We start from the raw sequence: 19,787 nt of genomic DNA, 5'->3' as shown, positions 1-19,787 counted from the left end.
TGGTTAGATGATCTGGATCCGGTGCTCTTCGTTGTCGATCTTGATATCGATAACGGTGCCAGGTGTGCCATGTCCGGTAAGGGTTGCAACATCCACCCAATCCCCGTTTGCCTTGACTTGAAGAACGCCATTGTTGTCGACGTCCTGAACACGGACGAAGTTGTCAACATTGTTCTCGTTGATATTGCTCCCATTCAGCAGATCGCTGAGATCAATAACGTCTTCTCCGACCACAAAGTCGGTGATCGTGTCGCTGTTTAGGCTGCCGGTCTCGGCGAAACGGAAAGTGTCCGCTCCTGCATTGCCTGTCAGGTTGTCATTGCCGAGCCCGCCGAACAGGATGTCATCGCCATCGCCGCCGGTCAGAATGTCTCTGGCGCCGCTGCCGATCAGCACGTCGTCACCGCCAAGGCCCCGAAGCGTAAAACCGTCCGTGATGGCTGCCACCGTCGTAACGCCGGGCGCAGCGTGAGTGGTGGCCCCCCAGTGCTCGTAACGGTTCCGTTGGCGACATCACTATCCCAGTCTGAATCCTCTGTGGCAGTTGAGGTGGCAGAAATTGACAGGGGGAGTTCGATGTAAGTGTAAGTGTATTCGTGTCGGCATTGTACGACGGTGAGAACGGAAGGAAGCCTTCAAACGCCTTTGCAGTCAGGTCGAAGCCACGATAACTGTTGTTGTAACTCACATAGGTGTCGCTTCCGATCTTGATCGAAATATTGTCTGACGTGCTCCAGAAATTGTAGACTGAGTCATCAAAATCGATCTTATAGACCCAGGGGGCAGCGGGGGCATTCTGGATCGCCGTCTCAATCTCGAAAGAGACGCCCGGGGTGCCCGTCAAGGTAACGCTACCGCCGTCCAGGTGGTTCGCCCAGCTCACGCCCTGCGCGGTCAGGCTGGCATCCAACCTTACACCGCCAACGCTCACGGCCTTGAGCGCGTCATAGATAGCTTCGCGACCCGTTCCTCCCGTTACGACGGTATGGGTATAGGTTTTGCCGTTCACGGTGATCGAGATCTTGTCACCAACGTCGTAGGTTTCAGCAAACGCAATCGTCGTCGATTGAGCAGTCACCGAGGCGGCCCTGGCGATGATGATGTCGTCGCTGGCATCGCCATCAATGCTGCCTGTGCCGTCCTGGACCACGCTTACCGTGGCGCTGGACGAGCCACCCGAACTACTTTGCATCGTATAGGCGAAGGTATTGTTGCCGACGGCGTTGGTGTCCGTGACGCTGACGCTACCCGCGCTGAGGCCGACGGTAACGCCGCTACCATTGCCAACACTGGTGACGTCGAGCGTGCCATCGCCACTGTCATTGGCCAGCAGTGCCCATTCGGGGATGGCGATAGTCGTGGATCCCGCATTGGTCACGATGCGATTGGTGCTGGCGACCAGGGTCTCGTTGGCATTGGTCACCGTGACGGCAAGCGACTGGGTGTCTATCAGCGAGCCGTCGGAAACCTGTACGATGACGTTGTAGATATTGTTGCCGCCGGCGTCGGCCGGAGCCTCGAAGTTTGGCGCTGACTTGAAGGTCAGGACACCAGACGTCGCGTTGATCGTAAACTTGCTTGCGTCGATGCCACCCACAATCGAGTAAATCTTGGCATCACCCGCGTCCGGATCGGTGGAGGTAACCGTGGTTACCGCCAGGGTGTTTTCGGCGACGCTGATAGATGCGGAATTGCCACCACCATTCGAAGTAATGGCCGGCGCATCGTTCGCTGGCGTGATGTTGATGGTGACCGTATCGACGTCCTGTTCGTAGCTACTCGTGCCGGTCTGGCCCGGATCGGTGCCCGAATTGCCGTTGTCCCGGGTGGTCACCGTCAGGGTGACGCTGGCGGTAGAATTGCTGACCGGGGTGAAGGTTACACCCCGGCTTGCGTTCACGATGAAAGCGTTGATCTCAGCCGTCGTGCCGGTCAGCGTCAGGGTAGCCGTCCCCGAGCCGCCAACAGAGACACCACCAGCACCGCTGGCAGTAAGCAAACCGCTGCCGGCGGGGATGCCGAGCGTAACGGTTATGTCGCTGCCGCCTGAGTCGACGTCGGAGACCGAAATGCCGGTCAGCTTGGTCGCCGTGTCCTCTACCACTGTGAACGACGTCGGCAGGCTGTTGACCGGCGCGTCATTGACCGCGGACACGTTAATGGTCGCCGTTGCCGGAGATCCATCCTGCACGCCGCTATTGTCGATGGCGGCGTACTGGAAGCTCGCTGGGCCGTTGTAGTTGCTGTTGGGGCGGAAGTAGAGTGTCGGTCCCGAAACCGTGTTGCCAGAAAAGACCTGACTGTTCAGGCCGGCATCGGAGTATAGCGTGCCATTGGAAGGCAGGTTGATGATCTTGTAGCTGTTCACCGCGCCATCATCGCTGCCGGAGAGTGTGACAGCAATGGAGGTGGCGTCTTCGTTGCCGGATGCCGTGACGTTAGTGGTTTCCGGCGCATCGTTCACTGGCGTGATGTTGATGGTGACTGTATCGACGTCCTGTTCGTAGCTACTCGTGCCGGTCTGGCCCGGATCGGTGCCCGAATTGCCGTTGTCCCGGGTGGTCACCGTCAGGGTGACGCTGGCGGTAGAATTGCTGACCGGGGTGAAGGTTATACCCCGGCTCGCGTTCACGATGAAAGCGTTGATCTCAGCCGTCGTGCCGGTCAGCGTCAGGGTAGCCGTCCCCGAGCCGCTAACAGAGACACCACCAGCACCGCTGGCAGTAAGCGCACCGCTGCCGGCGGGGATGCCGAGCGTAACGGTTATGTCGCTGCCGCCTGAATCGACGTCGGAGACCGAAATGCCGGTCAGCTTGGTCGCCGTGTCCTCTTCCACTGTGAACGACGTCGGCAGGCTGTTGACCGGCGCGTCATTGACCGCAGACACGTTGAAGGTCAGCGTGTTGGCGGTTTGGTCGGTGTCGACGCCGGGCGAAGTACCGCCATTGTCCTGCACCTTAAAGGTGAAGTTCGCATAGTTCGCGCCGTTGGCATTGGTTGCCGGCGTGAATACTAGCAGGTTGTTCGTGATATCAGTGACTTGGACGACGGCACCTGCCGACAGGGGCACGCCATTCAGCTTCAGGCTTCCGGCAGACGGCAGAGACACGATAGTCACGGCCTTGAAGGTATCGCCATCACTGTCCGAGAAGCCGAAATCGGCAACCTTGAGCGCATAGCTCGAGTCTTCGTTGAGAACGATTGTGGAATTGGTGCCTGCGGGCGCCTGGTTGATGTTCTGAACCGTCACCGACACATTGGCGGCGGCGGTGGTATCGCCGTCATTGTCCCGCAGCACGTACGAGAACTGGTCCGTGATATTGGCCGAGATCGAATTCGGCGCGGTGTAGTCCCAATCCCCGGTTACAAAATTGATCGAGAACTTGCCGCCACTGGACGTAGGGATGTTGGTCAGGGCCGAACCGGTCAGGTCGTCGCCCGGGCCGGAAACCTCGATGGCACCAACGCCATCCCAGGTATAGGTCACGCCATTGATGGTGATCGACAGGATTCGACCGCCGTCGGCGCCGAAGGAGTCGGGGGTGCCGCTGTCCAGGATATTGCCCTGCGCCGAGGAGGCCACAGTGCCCTGCAGGTAGGTGCCGAGCGTGGTAACATCGCTGATCACCACCACACCTGTGTCGTCAGCCGCATCGTCGAGATCGTTCGGAGCTGGGCTGGTGTCGGCAGCATTGTAGAGCGAGGTCGTTTCGCCCGGCTTCCAGGCGATAGGCTCGAGATAGCCGACATCGCTGTTGTCGAGGCCGCCGAACCCGAAGGCATAGGAGCCGGCAATTCCTTTGTCTTCCAGGAATTCGATCCAGTCGCCTTCGTCGTCAGTCCCAATGCTGTTGCCGCTGGAAGGCTCGCCATCGGACATGAACATGACGACGGTCTTTCCGCCACCGGCCGGTGGGGTGGTGTAGTTGGTCATCACCGACGAGAGCGCTGCGTCATAGTTCGTGTTACCGTCGGGCTCGATATCGTTGACTGCCTGCATGGCGGAAGCCAGGTTGGTATACCAGCCGCCAACCGGGCCAGCATGGTGGGTAGCCGAGCTGGCGAAGGACACAATAAACACAGCGTTGACATTGCCACTCGCGAACAGGTTCGAGATGGCAGTCTTCATCAGGTCGATACGCTGCTGTTCGCCGGCTGCTGGCGAGCCGTCCTCATCCATGCTGCCGGAGCGATCAAGCACCAACACGACATTTGACTTGCTGTTCGTACCCTCGGCAATCGTCACTGATTGCGACGAGGCAATCGGGGTGTCGTCGTTGAAGGTGATCTGCAGGGTCCCGGTGTCGTCGACATCGCCATTGCTATCCGCGACCGTGTAGGTCAGATCAACGATGGCGTTGTTTTCATCGTCGCCCAGTTCATGCAGCACGGGCTTGTGTAGGGTTACGGTATAGTCGCCGGTTCCGTCGTCGGCACCGCCATCCACCTGGACCGTGAAAATCGGACCGCGAGCGGTCGAAGACGCCGTCAGCGTGTTGGTGCCGCTATCCCAGGTAAAGGTGACCGCTTCCGTACCAACCATGCCACCCTGATTGTGCATCGAGGCGAAGCTGATCGGATCGCTGCTGGCCGGGCCATCAGCGTTGAAGTCGTGCTCAAGCGTGCCGGTGGCAACCGTCTCCGTCGCGCCCGTCACGGCAATATCGTCCGTGCCGCTGGGGTTGCCGCCATTGAGGCCATCGTCATCGACGACGGCTGTGTTCGTTCCCGCGGTCGGAAGGCTATTGGCATTCAGGACCGCATAGTTCTGGGTCGCCGTCGACTTGTCGCCATCCGTATCGGTGATCTCGTAGGTAAAGGTCCCCGACAGATCGTTGGTCGTCGCATTATTGACCACGGGGGCAAGCGACCAATCACCGTTGGTATGGAACTTGAACGTGCCGACGCCTGCAACCGTGACCGTGGTCGGACTGCCCGACGTAACGGCATAGATGTTGCCATCGATGGTGACGCTTGTCACCGTAGCACCGTCCGCGCCCTTGACGTCGTTGGCGAGCAGATTGACGCCGCTTGTCTCCGGGCCGGTCTCGAGCACGCTGATCGCGGTGTCCGAGTTGGCCTGGGGAACATCATCAACAATATTGACGTTGATGACGCCGCTGGCCGGCGAGCCATTCCTGTCTACGGCGTCTACCGCGAAGGTTTCCTCGAGCAGGTTCTCGCCCTGTCCATTGGCATGCTGTTCGCGATCGTTAAGCGTGTAGCTATAGCTCACGACACCGGTCGAGGCGTTGTATCCTGTGACCGTAAACGTATTGCCCAGCGCGGTCTGGAAGGAGCCGCCCGTATAGACCCCACCCACGACAAAAACGTGAGTGCCGATAGTGAGGCCGGCCAGGCCATCAGGTGCGTTGACGGTGAAGCTGCCGTTAACGGTCAGAGCATCTTTGGGAGCCACATCGCTGCCAAGCGGTAGGTCGTTCTCATAGACCGTGAGTTCCCCGCCCTGGGCATCAAGCCCGCTCAGCGTCACGCCATCGTCGGCGCCTTCGATCTCGATCGTGAGCGTGGTGGTTGCGACGCCGTCGTCCCCGTCCCTCATGGTGTAGTGGAAGGTATCGGAGAGCTTACCGTTGGGAGTCAGCGCTTGGATCACGGCCTGGGTCGCCGCGTCGGTCTTGAGCGTATAGGTGTACTGGCCGTCGGGCCCGAGGACCAGGATACCATAGTTGCCGTTGAAGGTGCCGGTGGTCGTCACCATCTCGCCGCCATCGGCTCCGGCATCGTCATTGGTCAGCACATTGCCCGAAACGCTCGCAGCATCCTCGCTCACCGCGTTCGTGTCGGCCGTCGCTTTCGGATTATCATCGACAATCTCGATGGTGATGCTGGCGTTGGCGGATGCCTCCCCGTCGGTGACCGTGATCGAGAAAATGTCAGTTTCCTCGGCATTCGGATAGTCGGGTGTGGCCGACGTCAGGGTGTAGAGGTAGCTGATGACGCCATTGGTGACGCCGGTGATCTTCAGCGTGCCATGGTCCCCCTGAATGGTCGCGTTGACAAGGTTGGCAAGCGGCAGCGTCACGATGCCCGTGCCTCCGCCGTCGATGGTGACGCTGACGATGTCTGCGAGGCCATCGGCATCCGCAACGTTGATCGTTCCGGTCGCGGTTTTGGCGGTTTCGTTCGGATGGGTGCCCGTGGCCAGGGCCTCTTCCAGCACCTTGTCGTTCGCGTTCAGCAGTTCCCCGGTGGTCACCGTGACCGACGGTGCACTGTTGGTCTTTAGCGTGACGGTGAAGCTGTCCGATTGAGCGTCCTTATCGCCGTCCTTTGCGGTGACGGTGAACTCAAGGCTACCCACATTGCTGGTACCGGCCTTTTCGCCGCTCAGGCTAGAAATTCGCAGGCTTGGATGCGGCGAATAGTCGGAGTCGTCGTCCGCCGTGAGTACCAGTTTGTGGAAGCCCACTCCCGGATTGATCGTACGGAACGTATCTTTGTCAAAGTCAGATGTGCTTCCCGATGCGACCACATTGCCGCTCTGATCGTAAGCAACCCAGTCGATCTCCATCTCTTCGTCGTGGTAGCCGCCGGAGTGGTTGATGCCCAAGGTCACTGAGGTCATCTCCGAATCGAAGACAATCTCCAGTGATTCGCCATCGGTCATGCCGCTGCCATTGCCTACACCGATACCGCCGGCATCGTCGTTAGAGCCGTTAATATTGTTCCCGCCGAGACCCCTGACAATGAAATCGCCATAGTCCTTATAAGCGACAGCATTGAAGTCGGCATCGAAGCTGACGTGAGCCAGCGCGGAGCCTTCACCCGGAATATTGGCATGCTGGGTGAAGCTATAAGTTCCGTCGTCATTCAGCTTGAGCTCGTAGACCTTGGTGGTCCCCACATAGCCCGTCAGCGTGCGCCCATCATTGGTGAGCTTTTCGGTAACGCCGGGCAGGTCGTCATGGTCGGAGATCACGAGGCCCTTCTCGGCATACTGGCCGTCGGCGCCGAATTCGACGTTGAGAGCACGCGTTACTGCCTGTCCAAGATTCTGGACCGCCGCATCCTGGATGCCACCGACAAAGTCCGGCGTGTCGTCATCGACACTAACCTCTAGCGTGCCGTTGGCCGTGTCGCCGTCATTGTCGATGATCTTGTAGTCGAACGAGAGCGGCAGATTGTCTTCCCACTCGGTCTCGGTGCCGTTGTGCTTGTTGCCGTCATTTGTGGCTGGGTGGTCCAGCGGTGCCTTCATGGTCAGGGTAAAGGTGCCGTCGGCATTGACTGACAGTTCGAACACGTCACGGGTATGTCCGCCACGCGTCATCGTGCCGACAAGCCTGCCGCCCTGACCATCCTGAATCCAGTCCACGTCCACCTTGACGCTGTGTCCAACGCCTGTGTTGTCGTCGACCCAGATGGCTTTGACCTTGATGTCGTCGTCAAAGACGATAGCCCTCAGGTGGTCGGTGCCGGCGTCGAAATTGATCTTGCCCGCGAGAACGTTGCCGGACGGATCGTCGCCAGGCCCGCCCACAATGCCATTGTCCTGGCTCTCGTCGTCGAGGCCAAAGCTTTTGGCCTTCACGCTGACATTGTCGATCAAGGCGCCGTATTCGTCCGGGGTCCCCGTGCCCCGGAATTCAAGAACGGCATTGTTGTGCGGCGCCTGCACCGTAAGCGTAATCTTCGTCCACTGGTTGGCTGCATAGCTCTGGCCGACCGGCGGGAAGACTTTTTCGCCACCGAAATAGACCTCGAGGCTGGCCGTATCGACCGCGCCGCGCGGCGCGTAGTCAAAGGTTAGCTGGTACCACTGGCCCGCTTCCGTTCCGATGACCTCCTGCTTGATACTGGCATTGGTGCCGGCCGTCGGCATGACGCCATTGGCCGGCCCGTTTAGTTCCGTGTCGCCATCCAGCTCGACCACGGCGCCGTCAGTCGACGGCACACCGCCTGCGCCCCCCGTCTGAACTTCGAATGGCACCGCTGTGCCCTTGGTCCAGCCAGTGATGGCGTTGAAAAGGTTCCAGGTGCCGTTAGGCAGACCATGGCCGTCTTCGAAACCACCATTCTGGATCAGTTCTTGTCCGAGCGAGGCGAAGGTTACGCCAATAATCTTCGGACCATCGTCTTCGATCGTGATGATCGAGTCGCAGTCGTCAATGATCTTGACGGATGCCGAGGATTCGTCGGTATCGCCGTCCTTGTCGATAACCGTAGCGGTCAGCTTGATCGACAGGCTTGCTTTGTCATCCTTGAAATAGAGCGACCTGCCTTCATCGTGCGAAGTGCCGTCGGGATGGGCGATCGGCAGATACTGAGTAACGGTGAACTGCGGATTTTCCGCCGTACCGGTCAGTTCGATCTTGAGGGCGATGTATTCGTCACCGGTAGCGCTCGCGCCGCGGATTTTGCCAATAATGGTGTTTTCATCAATGCGGTAGAGGTAGATCGTGCGCTGGGCATCATTTAGGCCGCCAAGAGCAGCGATACCTTCAACGTCGGTAACCCTCAGCGTTGTCTCTACACCCTGGTCACTCGTCTTGACGATCTTGCCATCGGCATCCCGCAAATCGAAGCTGAACGCCTTTTCGACGCTGTCGATGCCGTCGGCGCCGCCGTCTGCATCAATATCGAAAAGCCCGGCGACCGAACCCTTGCCGGAGACGGCAGTAGAAGCCTCACCGATCGCAACTGCCAGAGCTGGACTGGTGGTCAGCGACCAGTCGGAATTACCCGTGTTATCGTCTGGAATGCCGTTCGGGGTCGTCTCATCGAGAAGGACTGGCTTGAGCTCCGCATGGCCCCAGCCGTCCTTGGCGCGCTCGACCTCAATACACGGGCCATCGTCCTGGAAGCGGATCGTCTCCGAGATGTCTACCGTCGTGCTGTCGGTATCGCCGTCGCCGTCCTTAACGGTCAGGCGCACTTCGATAGCATTGGTGCCGGCCAGATTGAGGCCAGTGGACTCGTCGTGGCTGTCGCCGCCGGTCGGATGCGTAATCGACAGATACTGGACCAGCGAAATGTCGCCGTTGCTGCCATCAATGGCGATGGCGAAGGCCGCTACACCATCCGCGCCGCCGATGCGGCCGACGATGATGCCACCCTGAAGATAGAGGAGGATGGCGGCACCTTCGGACGTGCTGAGGCCGGAATCCTGGCCGTCTCCGCCGGTGAGCACGAGCGAGAAGACGGTGTCATTCGACGTGGCCTTGCCGTCCGCGCCAAAATTGACGGTAGACGAAATCAAGTTGGTTTCCTTGGCAAAGCCAATGGCACCACTTTGAGTGACGTCGAGATCCACGCCCTTGTTGAGAACGGAATCAAAGATGGCAAGGGCCCCATGGATATCGTCGGAGTCCTCGCTGTTGACCCCCGGTGTCTCGTCATGGCTGACGCTACGTCCGGTGAGCGAGAGGCTGACAATCTTCGGACCGTCGTCTTCAAAGCCGATGACCTTGCCGATATCAATCGAGGCCGTGTCTTCGTCGCCGTCTTCGTCTGTGACGGTCTGGGTCAGATAGATCTTCTTCGCGTCCAGATATTCGGGCGAAGTGGATTCGTCATGGTGCGCCTGGGTCCCGCCATTATTGTCGTGCTCCACCGCGCGGAACTGGTAGACCGTCACTTCGCCGGTGGTGGCATCGGCGCGGATGACAAAGGCAACATCTCCACTCGAACCGCCCACGCGGCCGACAATGTCGTTGCCTTCCTTGAACAGGAGGATGTCGTTGTCCGTTGCGGAATCGCGGACGCCGGATGCATTATTGCCCTTGATTGACAGCGAATAAGCCGTGCTGCCGCTCTGATCGGCGCCAACGCTGGGGGCTGCGGTAAAGAGCGTGCCCGAGCCGCCCGCAGTATAGGCGATCAGATTGCCGTAGCTGGGGAAGGGGTTCTGGATATCCTTCTCGTCGTCGGCATTGCTGTCACCCGAGGTGTCCTGAGGCGAACCGGCCTTGGTTTCATCAAGGATTAGCTTCGCATTTGTGGGCTTCAGCGAAGCCTCGGGTGTGTCGTCGATGACGGTGATAAGGAAGCTGTCGCCAGCAAGAGCGACACTGTCGCCGTCGAAATCGGTGTATTTCAGGAACGCGGCAAGATCGAGCGCCAGAATGTCTTCTTTGTTATCGGCCTTGTGGTCGAGCTGATCCAGAAGCTGGAAGCGCCAGTCGCCATTCTCATAGACCTTGAGCGTGAAGACGGGCCTACCGTCGGCGGTCGCCGTCAGCAACGTAAATGCGCCACCTGCGTCGGTGTTCTTGGTGACGCTCGAAATAACAACTTCGACTTCATCCGATTTGACGATACTGCCATCGGCATCGCGAACAGCGGTACCTTCCACGCTCGGACGAGCCAAGAACTTGCCGTCACTGTCTGCGCCGCCAACGATCAGGTTCTTGAGTGACATTCCGTCATTGTCGGACGCGACTGTGCTGATGACGTTGTAGTTCTGACCGAGGAAAACGGAATCGTAGTCCAGGTCGAGGTCGAACAGGGTGCCGGTGTCTTCATTGCCACCCTCAAGCTGTTCTTCTTCGACGACGCCGAAGGCGAGGCCATGCTTGGCGAGTTCCGGAACGTCGTCGCGAACCTTGATCAGGAGTTGGTCAACGAGATCGACATAGTCACCGTCACCGTCATAGGCGCGAACGATCGCGCCAAAGTCCAGCGCGGATGCAGCTCCAGTCTGCAGGTCGAAGTTCGGATCGAAGCCGCCCTCCGGAAGGCCGTGGTCGAGCTGGTCGTAGAGGCGGAACTCATAGTCGCCCGTCGTCACGTTCACGCGGAATTCGAAGACAATGCGGTTGTCCTGGCCGGCAGTGGCCGTGAAAATTGTCCAGGTTGAGCCGGGCGTCACTGAATAGGACAGGGCGTCGCCGTGCGATTTCAGTCCATAGGCGGCAAAGGCTGCACGGGCACCATCGTGGATAGCATAACCGCCAGGGCCATCGGCACCGAAATCCACCAGGCCCTCGAGCTTGCCGAAGATGAAGGCGGGCCCAGGCTTGTTGCTCGCCGGGTCGCCGGTATAGGAGCCATCCTCTTCAGCGCCATCATTGGGGCTGGTTCCCCGCGAAAGCTCGGTCCGGATGTCGTCTTCATCGACAATGCGCTCGTTGTCGCGCTCGCGGTCGATCAGGACGGGCATGTCGTCATCGACGGTCACCGAGAAGCCGCCGCCGACGGTGTCGCCGTCCGCATCCTTGGCAGTGAACTGGAAATTCAGGACGATGTCGTCTTCAACGTTTTCGTGGCCCGTCTCGCCTTCGCCGCCGCTCTGCGGTAGGTCGTCGCTGGACCCTTCTTCGCTCTCGCCGCCGGTCGATTTATGGTCGAGTGGCCCCATAAGCTCAAATTCGTAGCGGCCTTCGTAAATGCCCACATCGTCGTCCGAGAGCGAAATCCGGAAGATCGGCTGCGACTCGCTTTCGCCGACCATGACGCTGGCCGTGATGGTGTTGCCGCTCCAGGTAAAGACCAACTTCTGGTTGCCAGACGTCAGGTGCTTGTAGGTCTCGACAAAGGCGTCGAAATCAGCCTGCGAAAAGTAGACGGAACGTCCGGTTCCATCCTGGGTAAAGCTTCCATTCTCGTTGGTCGTGTCGGCCTGATCACCGTTGTCGGCGCCCCACTTGATTCCGAGGGAACCCGTGACCCTCTTGGCGTTGCCGTCATTGTCGCCGTTGGATCGGGGGGTCTCGCCCACCCCATCATCGAGTCCGTCTTCGTCGACGCCTTTGGATTCCGGCTTGCCGATTTCCGGGCTATCATCCTCGATGCCGATGGAAATCGTGGCTGTCGCCGTGCCCCCGCGCCCATCATTAGCCGTGACGGTCAGGCCGAGATTGAGCACGTCCTCGACATTGTCCAGCGGATGGTCAAGGGGGTTCAGCAACTGCACGATCAGGATGCCGGTCTGGCCGCCGATGGTGATGTCGATAACAGTCGCGCCGCCGACCTTGCCGATCAGGTGGTTGGTATCGATACCCTGCCATTCAATGGGCTGACCATTCGACGTCAGGCCCGCGGTAGGGCTGCCGAGCGTGAAGGTGAGCGTGTCGCCGTCCGGGGCGTCGGTGACCTGGAGATCGATGAAATAGAACGTGTTGTTCGTCGTGTCCGCACCGCCGGCCGGCCCGCTATCCTTCAGGCCTGTGCCCAGGCCTTCTTCGGAAATGCGGAAGGCATAGTTGCTGAACGCAAAGCGCGGCGGGGTATTGTTGGGATAAAGCTCTTCCAGCGGATTGGCGCCAAAAGCCAGGGCCGTCGGATCAAGCAGATCACCAAGCGCGAACGCATCGCCGATGCCGCCGACCGGCACTTCGAAATTGCCGCCCGAACCACGCGCCCCTGCGCCTGCGCCGGCCGGGCCGGCTGCGGCTTCGATGCCGTTGGCTTCAAACAAGGCGGCCACGGTCAGCGGCGGGATTTCGGTGGCGCCGATGAAGATGGTCAGGCCCTGAATGGCGCCGTTGGGGACGACGATGACACTGCCGTCCGCCTGCACGAATTCGAGGTCCGCGCCGTTTGTGCGGGGCTGGTCGACGCTTGCCGTGGACGGCAGGCGGAGGATGACGTCGTCTTCGAGCTCGACCACGATGCGGGTTTCCGCGGTCGTGGGTGCCGGCTGTCCTGTTGTCCCGGTGTTCGCCTGGGCTACCAGAATGGGTTCGGCAGCCTCTCCGCGGGTGCCAAAATCAATGCCTTCTTCGTTCCCGATACGCTCGACCATAATACACCCTCGCGGCGAAATTGCTGCTATTTTGGGGCGACACTACAGCCTTGCTTTTTTGACCTCAATTGGTATCAATGGTCGAATACATATCCGGATATGCTAGAATACAAGTTATTTACTTAACCTTAACTTCACCAGCATACCGGGATATGTTGTTCGGCCTCAACAGCTTCAGTGGCTGATGAAACCCACCAGAATGGGGTGGGAAATGGTCGGCGGGATGACGATGCGGGCCTGGGTGCGGTGCTCGTGATTGTCGAGCCGGATCGAAATTCCGCATTCGACCGCCGTTCCCGGCGCGATCTCCGCAAAGAGGGTTTCAGCTGCCTGATCGAGCTTCAATTGCGCCTTTTCCACCGGTCCGGTCTTGGAGAGGGCGTTGCGCAGATAGCGCACAAATTCCTCGTTGACGCGCACCAGCGTTTTCGCCCGGTTGAGGGCGAAGGAGGGCAGGGGGGCCAATTGCATCAGCTTGACGAGCGCCAGGGGCGCGGTCAGCGGTGCGAGGGCCGCGTCGCGGTCGAGCAGGCGCTTGACCACGGCGCTGCGAATGGTGCTCGACAGGTTCGCGCCAATGCCCCGGTCCAAAACGACCAGATCGCGAACCAGGTCCGTGGTCTTGCGCCCTTCATGCTGGGCGAGACGGGCAAGGCCATCCCAGAACGCGGCTTCCAGCCTCAGCGCATGCCGGCCTGAAGGCGTGTTGATGGTGCGGAAAACAGGGATCGCCCAATCTGCTGCGCCTTCGGCGGTGGCTTCCGGTTCTCCATCGTGGTCGTCGACATTATCGTTCAATCAACGCCTCCTGCTGCACCTTGTTGATTGGCTTCAGCAAGTATTGGAGGATCGAGTGGCGGCCGGTGATAATATCGACCGTGCTCACCATGCCCGGCAGAATTTGAAGTTGCTGACCCCTGTAGTCGAGCGCGGTCTCTTCGGCGCGCACGGTGACGAGATAATAGGTTTCGCGCGTGTTCTGGTCGACAATACTGTCGGCGCCGACATTGTCGACCACGCCCTCAATGCCGCCATAGATTGAAAAGTCATAGGCGGAGAATTTTATGCGCGCCAATTGCCCCGGAATGACGAAGGCGACGTCGGCTGGCTTCAACCGTGCTTCCACGAGGAGAAAGTCGGATTTGGGCACGATATCGAGCAGCCTGGCGCCGGCCTGCACCACGGCGCCGATCGTGGTCACGTCGATGCTGTTGACGATGCCATCCACAGGCGAGCGGATTTCGGTGCGGCTCACCCGATCGGTGGCGCCGCGCAGCTGCTGTTCGGCGCTGGCCAGTTCGGCACGGCGTTGCGTCAGCTCGGACAGGGCCTCCTCGGCGGAACTGACGGTCGGCCTGCTCCACCTGCAATTGTGCCTCGCGCAGGGCTGCGTTCAGGCGTCCGGCGCTTTCCTCGGATGCTGCGATCTGGCCGGTGATGTCGGCAACTTCCGCTTGCAGCGTCAGGAGATCGGTCTGCGCTGCGAGCCCCCGTTCCGCCATCGGCGCGATCAGGTCGAGACGCTGCTGGGTGATGTCGAGGCTGTTCTGCAGCCGGGTCTTGTTGGCGGCGAGCTCATTGATCTCGCGCTGGCGCTGTTCGACGCGCTGCGCCAACACGTCCGTGGTGCTGGTCAGATTTTCGAGGCGCGACTTCAAAAGGGCAATTTCCGCGTCGCAGACGTCGGGCGCCTGCAAGGCCACAAGGTTCGGGCAGCGGTAGAGATCGATCGGCAGGCTTTCGCTTTCAACGCGTAGCCGTTCCGCCTGCGCCTGCAGCGCCAGCACCCGTGCCTCGACTTCGCCGGCGCTCGAAGCGGTCGTGGTGTCGTCCAGCCGGATCAGCAATTGTCCGGCCGATACCTGCTCGCCCGAGCGAACGAGAATGTCGCTGACGACACCCGGCTCGGCGCTTTGGATGATCTGGGTCTTGCCCGAGGGAATGACCTTGCCTTCTGCGCGGCTGATCTGGTCGACTTCCGCCCAATTGGCCCAGAGCAGGAAGGCAGAAAGCGTGGCGGCCACGATGACGATGACATAAGTCCAGGAGCGCGGCGGCTTTTCAACCGGCAGATAATAGTCCCGTGCCTTCTGGTTTCCTGGCCCAAGCGAGTTCATGCGCCTTCTCCCCGGCTGCGAAGCTGGGTGAGAACCTCGTCCTTGGGGCCGTCGGCGATCAGCCGGCCGTTGTCGATGACGAGCAGGCGCGACACGAGCGACAAGAGGCTATAGCGATGCGTGGCGATCAGCACCGTCTGGTCGGGCGTCATGCTGGTCTCGAGGTGCTTGATCAGCTGGCGCTCGGTGGCGAGGTCCATGGAGCTGGATGGTTCATCGAGGAAGAGGATTTTTGGCTCGACGAGCATGGCGCGCGCCAGGGCGATCGCCTGGCGTTGCCCGCCCGAGAGCAACATGCCGCGTTCGCCCACCGGCATGTCGTAGCCCTGCGGATGACGGGAGACGAAATCTTCGACCCCGGCACGCCTTGCGGCGGTGAGCAGCCGTTCCTCGGTGGCCCCCGGGTCGCTCATCAAGATGTTGTCGCGCACGCTGCCGTTGAAGAGTTCGGGGTCCTGGACCACGAAGCCCACGGCGCGGCGCAGATCGTCGGGGTGGTATTGGTCGATATCGATGCCATCGATCGACACCTCGCCTTCGCTGGCGCGGTGGAAATTGACCATCAGGCGGCCGATCGTGGTCTTGCCCGAGCCGATCCGGCCGATAATGCCGACCTTTTCGCCCGGCTTGACCGCGAAGGAGACGCCATCGAGCACCATGACCTTGCTGCCGGGATAGGCGAAGCGGATCTTGTTGAACGACATCCGCCCGGTCTGCACGACGCGCTGGGTCTGGTTCTGCCGGTTCGGCCGCTCGTCGGGCAGCTTCATGATGGAGTCGACGGTCTGGTAAGCCTCCATCGCCGTGCGGGCGCGCAGCAGCGTTGCTGCAATCAGCCCGATCGGGGCGATCAGCCGGTTCGACAGCATCATGGCGGCGATAATGGCGCCTGTCGTCACTTCCCCGGTCGTGAAGGCATAGGAGCCGCCCACGATGATGCCGACCAGCGAGAGCTGGGACAGCGCCGCGGTCGAATTGGTGGCGATCGATTGCAGCATGCGCAACTGATCCTGCGTGTGCGATGAGGCGAGCACGGCAGCCTCCCAGCGGCGCAGCAATTGCCCTTCGGCGCGAGAGGCTTTGACCGTCTGGGCGCTGGTCAGCGCTTCGACGAGAACCGCGTTACGCGCGGAAGACTCTGCCAGCGCCGACTTCACCGCCCGCCCCGAGAGGATGCCAACGACCAGCGTCATGACCAGGGCTATGACCCCGGCAATGAGCGGGAAAACTACCAGCCAGCCGACCAGAAGCGCGATGATATAGGCAAAAATGCCCAGGAACAGGGCGTCGACGAACATGACCAGTGTGCTGGCAGCGACGAACTCGCGCAGCACTTCATATTGTCCGATGCGGCTGACAAAGGCGCCAGTCGAAGCGGGACGGTTCGCCATGGGCGTGTTGAGCACCCGATCGAACAGGGCCGAGGACAGCCGGAAGTCGATGGAGCGCCCGACAAATTCGATCACGCCGGCCCGCGCCAGCTTCAGCAGCAGGTCGAATATGGACACCATCGCCACACCGATGGCCAACACCCACATTGTGGTCTGGGCCGAGTTCGGCAACACCCGGTCATAGACATTCATCGTGAAGAGCGGGAAGGCCAGCGCGAAAACGTTGATGAAGGCTGCGGCCAGCAGAACGTACCAGATGCTCAGCGTGTGCCCGCGCACCACCGACCAGAACCAGTGGCCGCTGCGCGCAAAGCGGTGGCCGGAATAGTCCTGCACATTCTCGAAATTGGGGAAGGGGCAGAGGAAACTGGCAACGCGCCGGGCGCCAAGCGTCCTTGCGTCGACATTCTGTTCGACGCCGACCAGGGGATCATAGACCCGATACATGCGCCAGCCGATCTTGCGCAGGATCACCAGCGGCGGACGATCACCCGGCAGCAGGATGGCGGGAAAATCATAGTCCTTGAAACGGGACAGGGCCTCGTTGACCGGGCGGACCGTCACACCAATGCGGGCAAAGGCCGCCTCGATTAGGCTGACATCCATCAGCCCGTCCTTGAGCGGCAGGCCCGCAGTCAATGTGGATGGCGAGTCGGCCTTGCGCCAGGCGCGGGCAAGAAAGCGAACGCAATCGAGAACGGGATCCTGGCTCCCATTCCCTGGCATATCGGCAGGGGTAACGGCGGACATGGCTATCCTGCCGCTCTGATATTAAGCATGGTGCACTTCCGGACAGGCCCACGACAGTCCAATACTAACGCATGGACTTGTCCAAAAGGCGCAAACATAGCGCCGAACTTAGTTTCCGAGTGTCGGAATGGTTAACGGAGACAGCGTGCGCGGCTCCGAATCTTCCCAGGATTTCGCATCGATCGCGGCGCGTGAATCGGCCACTGCGGTCTGGTGCGCCTGAACGCCCAGGAAACCCAGCAGGCTACCGCTTGCGGCCAGCACGCGATATTCCGCGAACATCACGCTGAAGCGCGCGGTTTCGCGCAGGATCTGCACATTGACGCGCGTATTCTGCGCATCGAGCACGTCGAGCAGCGAGCGTTCGCCGATCTTGAACTGATCGCGATAGGAGGTCACGAGTTCGGCCGAGGAATTGAGCTGTTGGTCATAGACCGAGGCCAGCTCGCCCTGGCTCTGCAGGCGCAGCCAGGATTCACGGATCGCCTGCTCGACTTCGCGGACCGTCTGGTCATAGACGAGCTTGGCTTCGCTTTCGCGGCGAATTTCTTCCTGGACGGCAGCGGCCTTGATGCCGCCGTCATAGATGTTCCAGCGCATCGACAGCTTTAGGCTTGCATCGCTGGTGAATTCGTCCGTACCGGAAATGTCGTAGCCGGTGCTGGCGCGGCCTTCGAGCAGCAGCTTGGGGCGCAGGCCGGCTTCAGCCTGGTCGACCAGCGCCGAGGCGGCGTCGATATCGGCAGCGGCCGTCATGGTCCGCGGATTGTTCAGGATACCCTTGGCGATCGCGATTTCGAGCGAGTTCGGAATGGAGCCCTTGGCGCGGGCAGGCGAGTTTACCGCGCCCGGCATCAGCCCGACAAAGGACTTGAATTCGATCTGGGCGGCCGCCAGCTCGACGCCGGCTTCGGTCAGGCGAGCGCGTGCAGCCGCGAGACGTTCGATCGACTGGAAGCGATCCGCCTCCGTCAACTGGCCGCTTTCAATGGCCGAGGCCACGTCGCCGACGATGCCTTCGTGGAAGGTCACGTTCTGGCGGCTGAGGTCGACGATCTGCTGCTGCAGGATGATCTGGTAGTAAACGCGGACGATCTGCAGCGCGACAAATTCGCTGCGCTCAAGAACGCGATAGGAAGCGCTGTCGACGCGCGCCGACTGGCGCAGCAGTTCGGCATCGCGGAAGCCGCCGTCATAAAGGTCGAACGAGGCAACGACGCCGACCTGCGAGGGGTAGAGAGCATCGTCATCGAGACCGGCAGCGCGGCGGGATGGCGAACTCAGCATCTGGATGCCGGTGGATGCTTCAAGGTCGATCCGCGGCGCATAAAGGCCCTGGGCCTGGCGCAGCTCGAAACCGGTCGCATCATGGTTCTGAATGGCCTGACCGATCTGCGGGTTGCTCTCAAGGGCAACCTGAACGGCATCGCGGAGGCTCATGGCGTTGGCGCTGATCGGCGCCAGGAGAGTTACGCCCGATAGTAGCAGCGCCTTAAGCAGAGAATTCTTCATCGAATGTTACTTTCTGCAAGCCGCGGATTTACTTGAGCGAAACAAAACGCTGATGGAAGCAGTCGCACTTGCCGACCGACTCCTCATCAATATTGCCGCCGTTGAGATAACCAATTGCCGCAGTGCACGCCCAGCGGGTTTCCATGGCCCAGGTGAAAGCCTGCCGTCCGGATGCCTGCACGCGCGGATCGTTCATGCCAGCCTCGGCATTCTGGAAGTTGTCCCAGAGCGTTTGCTTGATGACCTCGCGCGGCTGCGACGGCAGCGTCGACTGCGTGTAGCTGACGCAGCTGGCGCTGCGATAAATGTTCAAATCCGCGGCTCCGGCGCTCCCCGCCAGAACAAGACCGCCAGCAACCAACACGGGTCGCAGCAAAGACTTTACCGTCATGTTCGTTTTGTCCCCAAACTAAGCAACTTTTACTTGTGGGGGCGAACTTGCGCAAGTTCTCTCGGCCGGTTGCCACTTTTTTAACCAAGGCGCGATGCGCAATCGACACACTTGCAGAAACTGCGAATACCCTTGGGGGAGCGGAAAAAATCCGCAGGCGTTACCTATCTATCAGTAAATGCAGCAGGTTTTTCGGTCCGGGGCGAATACTTGGGCGAAATAGCATTGGGCTGGCCCGATCGCGGTTTTGCACGGAATGAGAAGTATTTGCGTGGGTTTTTGCGCCGAGCATTTCTCTGCCGCTCCCCTCATCAACAGAAATCTTATGCCCGGTGCTGCGCCGGGCGTATCGGAATCGCCGCCTCTAGAGCGCGATCGCCTGCGCCCGATGAGCTTCCGGCAGGATCACGCGGCCCGCTGCCAGATTGGCGAGAAAACGCGCCAGGTCAGGCTCATGGGCCGCCTCGGCGGCCTCGTGCGGCGACATCCAGCAGCGCTGGCGTTGACCCTTCTCCTTCCAGCCTTTTCGCTCGCGCGTGACGGCAAGGGGAAAGATCACGGCCTGGCCAGGCGTGCTGGTCCCATCGCTGAAAAGTTTCGAATAGCGGTACGAGCCGATTGCCTGCGCATCGACGACGCCCTCGACACCGGCCTCTTCGAGCGCCTCCTGGCGTGCCGATTCAGCTTCGCTCAGGCCCTTGATCGGCCAGCCCTTGGGCAGCATCCATTTTCCGTTGGTGCGCGAGGTGATGAGCAATACCGAAAGCGAGCCATCGGCTTCGCGTCGCCAGGGCAGGGCGGCGACCTGATGGCAAAGAGCGGAAATGGCGGGTGCGGTATTCGCCATGAAGGTTCCCGAAAGGCATCGACTCAACGCCCGAACAAGAGTGCGCCGCATTGCAGGGAAAGGCAATGCA

At 60.5% G+C, this 19,787-nt stretch carries 8 protein-coding genes and 1 pseudogene; all 9 read right to left on the bottom strand.

Going from position 1 to position 19,787, the window contains the following annotated elements:
- Window positions 1-3 precede the first annotated feature (3 nt).
- The 9 genes and pseudogenes from NVV77_RS16180 to NVV77_RS16140 all read right to left on the bottom strand — a co-directional run bounded on the left by NVV77_RS16180 (window position 4) and on the right by NVV77_RS16140 (window position 19,717).
- On the bottom strand, window positions 4-447 hold the full coding sequence (locus NVV77_RS16180; RefSeq protein WP_295415000.1) for a type I secretion C-terminal target domain-containing protein: 444 nt from the start codon (window positions 445-447) through the stop codon (window positions 4-6).
- Window positions 401-12,709 carry a DUF5801 repeats-in-toxin domain-containing protein gene (locus tag NVV77_RS16175; RefSeq protein WP_295414999.1) on the bottom strand — a complete coding sequence of 4,103 codons (12,309 nt, stop codon included), beginning with the start codon at window positions 12,707-12,709 and terminating at the stop codon, window positions 401-403. The genes NVV77_RS16180 and NVV77_RS16175 overlap by 47 nt, the downstream gene beginning before the upstream one ends.
- Window positions 12,710-12,883: 174 nt before the next feature.
- Window positions 12,884-13,507, bottom strand: coding sequence for a ribbon-helix-helix domain-containing protein (locus tag NVV77_RS16170; protein WP_295414998.1), 624 nt, complete (start codon window positions 13,505-13,507; stop codon window positions 12,884-12,886).
- Complete coding sequence (locus NVV77_RS16165; protein WP_295416166.1) at window positions 13,497-14,006, bottom strand: HlyD family efflux transporter periplasmic adaptor subunit; 510 nt, start codon at window positions 14,004-14,006, stop codon at window positions 13,497-13,499. The genes NVV77_RS16170 and NVV77_RS16165 overlap by 11 nt, the downstream gene beginning before the upstream one ends.
- Before the next feature lie 574 nt (window positions 14,007-14,580).
- Window positions 14,581-14,826 (bottom strand): annotated as a pseudogene (locus NVV77_RS16160) (hypothetical protein); the annotation flags it as partial.
- Window positions 14,823-16,967, bottom strand: a complete 2,145-nt coding sequence (locus NVV77_RS16155) for a type I secretion system permease/ATPase (protein ID WP_295414997.1) — start codon at window positions 16,965-16,967, stop codon at window positions 14,823-14,825. The gene NVV77_RS16155 and the pseudogene NVV77_RS16160, both read right to left, overlap by 4 nt.
- Window positions 16,968-17,075: 108 nt before the next feature.
- Window positions 17,076-18,479: a TolC family protein gene (locus NVV77_RS16150; RefSeq protein WP_295414996.1), complete on the bottom strand. Its 1,404-nt coding sequence runs from the start codon at window positions 18,477-18,479 to the stop codon at window positions 17,076-17,078.
- A 28-nt stretch (window positions 18,480-18,507) separates the two neighbouring features.
- Complete coding sequence (locus NVV77_RS16145; RefSeq protein ID WP_295414995.1) at window positions 18,508-18,870, bottom strand: hypothetical protein; 363 nt, start codon at window positions 18,868-18,870, stop codon at window positions 18,508-18,510.
- 364 nt (window positions 18,871-19,234) lie between these two features.
- Window positions 19,235-19,717, bottom strand: coding sequence for an NUDIX hydrolase (locus NVV77_RS16140; protein ID WP_295414994.1), 483 nt, complete (start codon window positions 19,715-19,717; stop codon window positions 19,235-19,237).
- Window positions 19,718-19,787 lie beyond the last annotated feature (70 nt).

Source organism: Devosia sp., from assembly GCF_024707125.1.
In the GTDB taxonomy this organism is placed as follows: Bacteria; Pseudomonadota; Alphaproteobacteria; order Rhizobiales; family Devosiaceae; genus Devosia.
The sequence above is the reverse complement of the archived record's forward strand: the minus strand, read 5'-3'. Positions and strand labels throughout refer to the sequence as shown.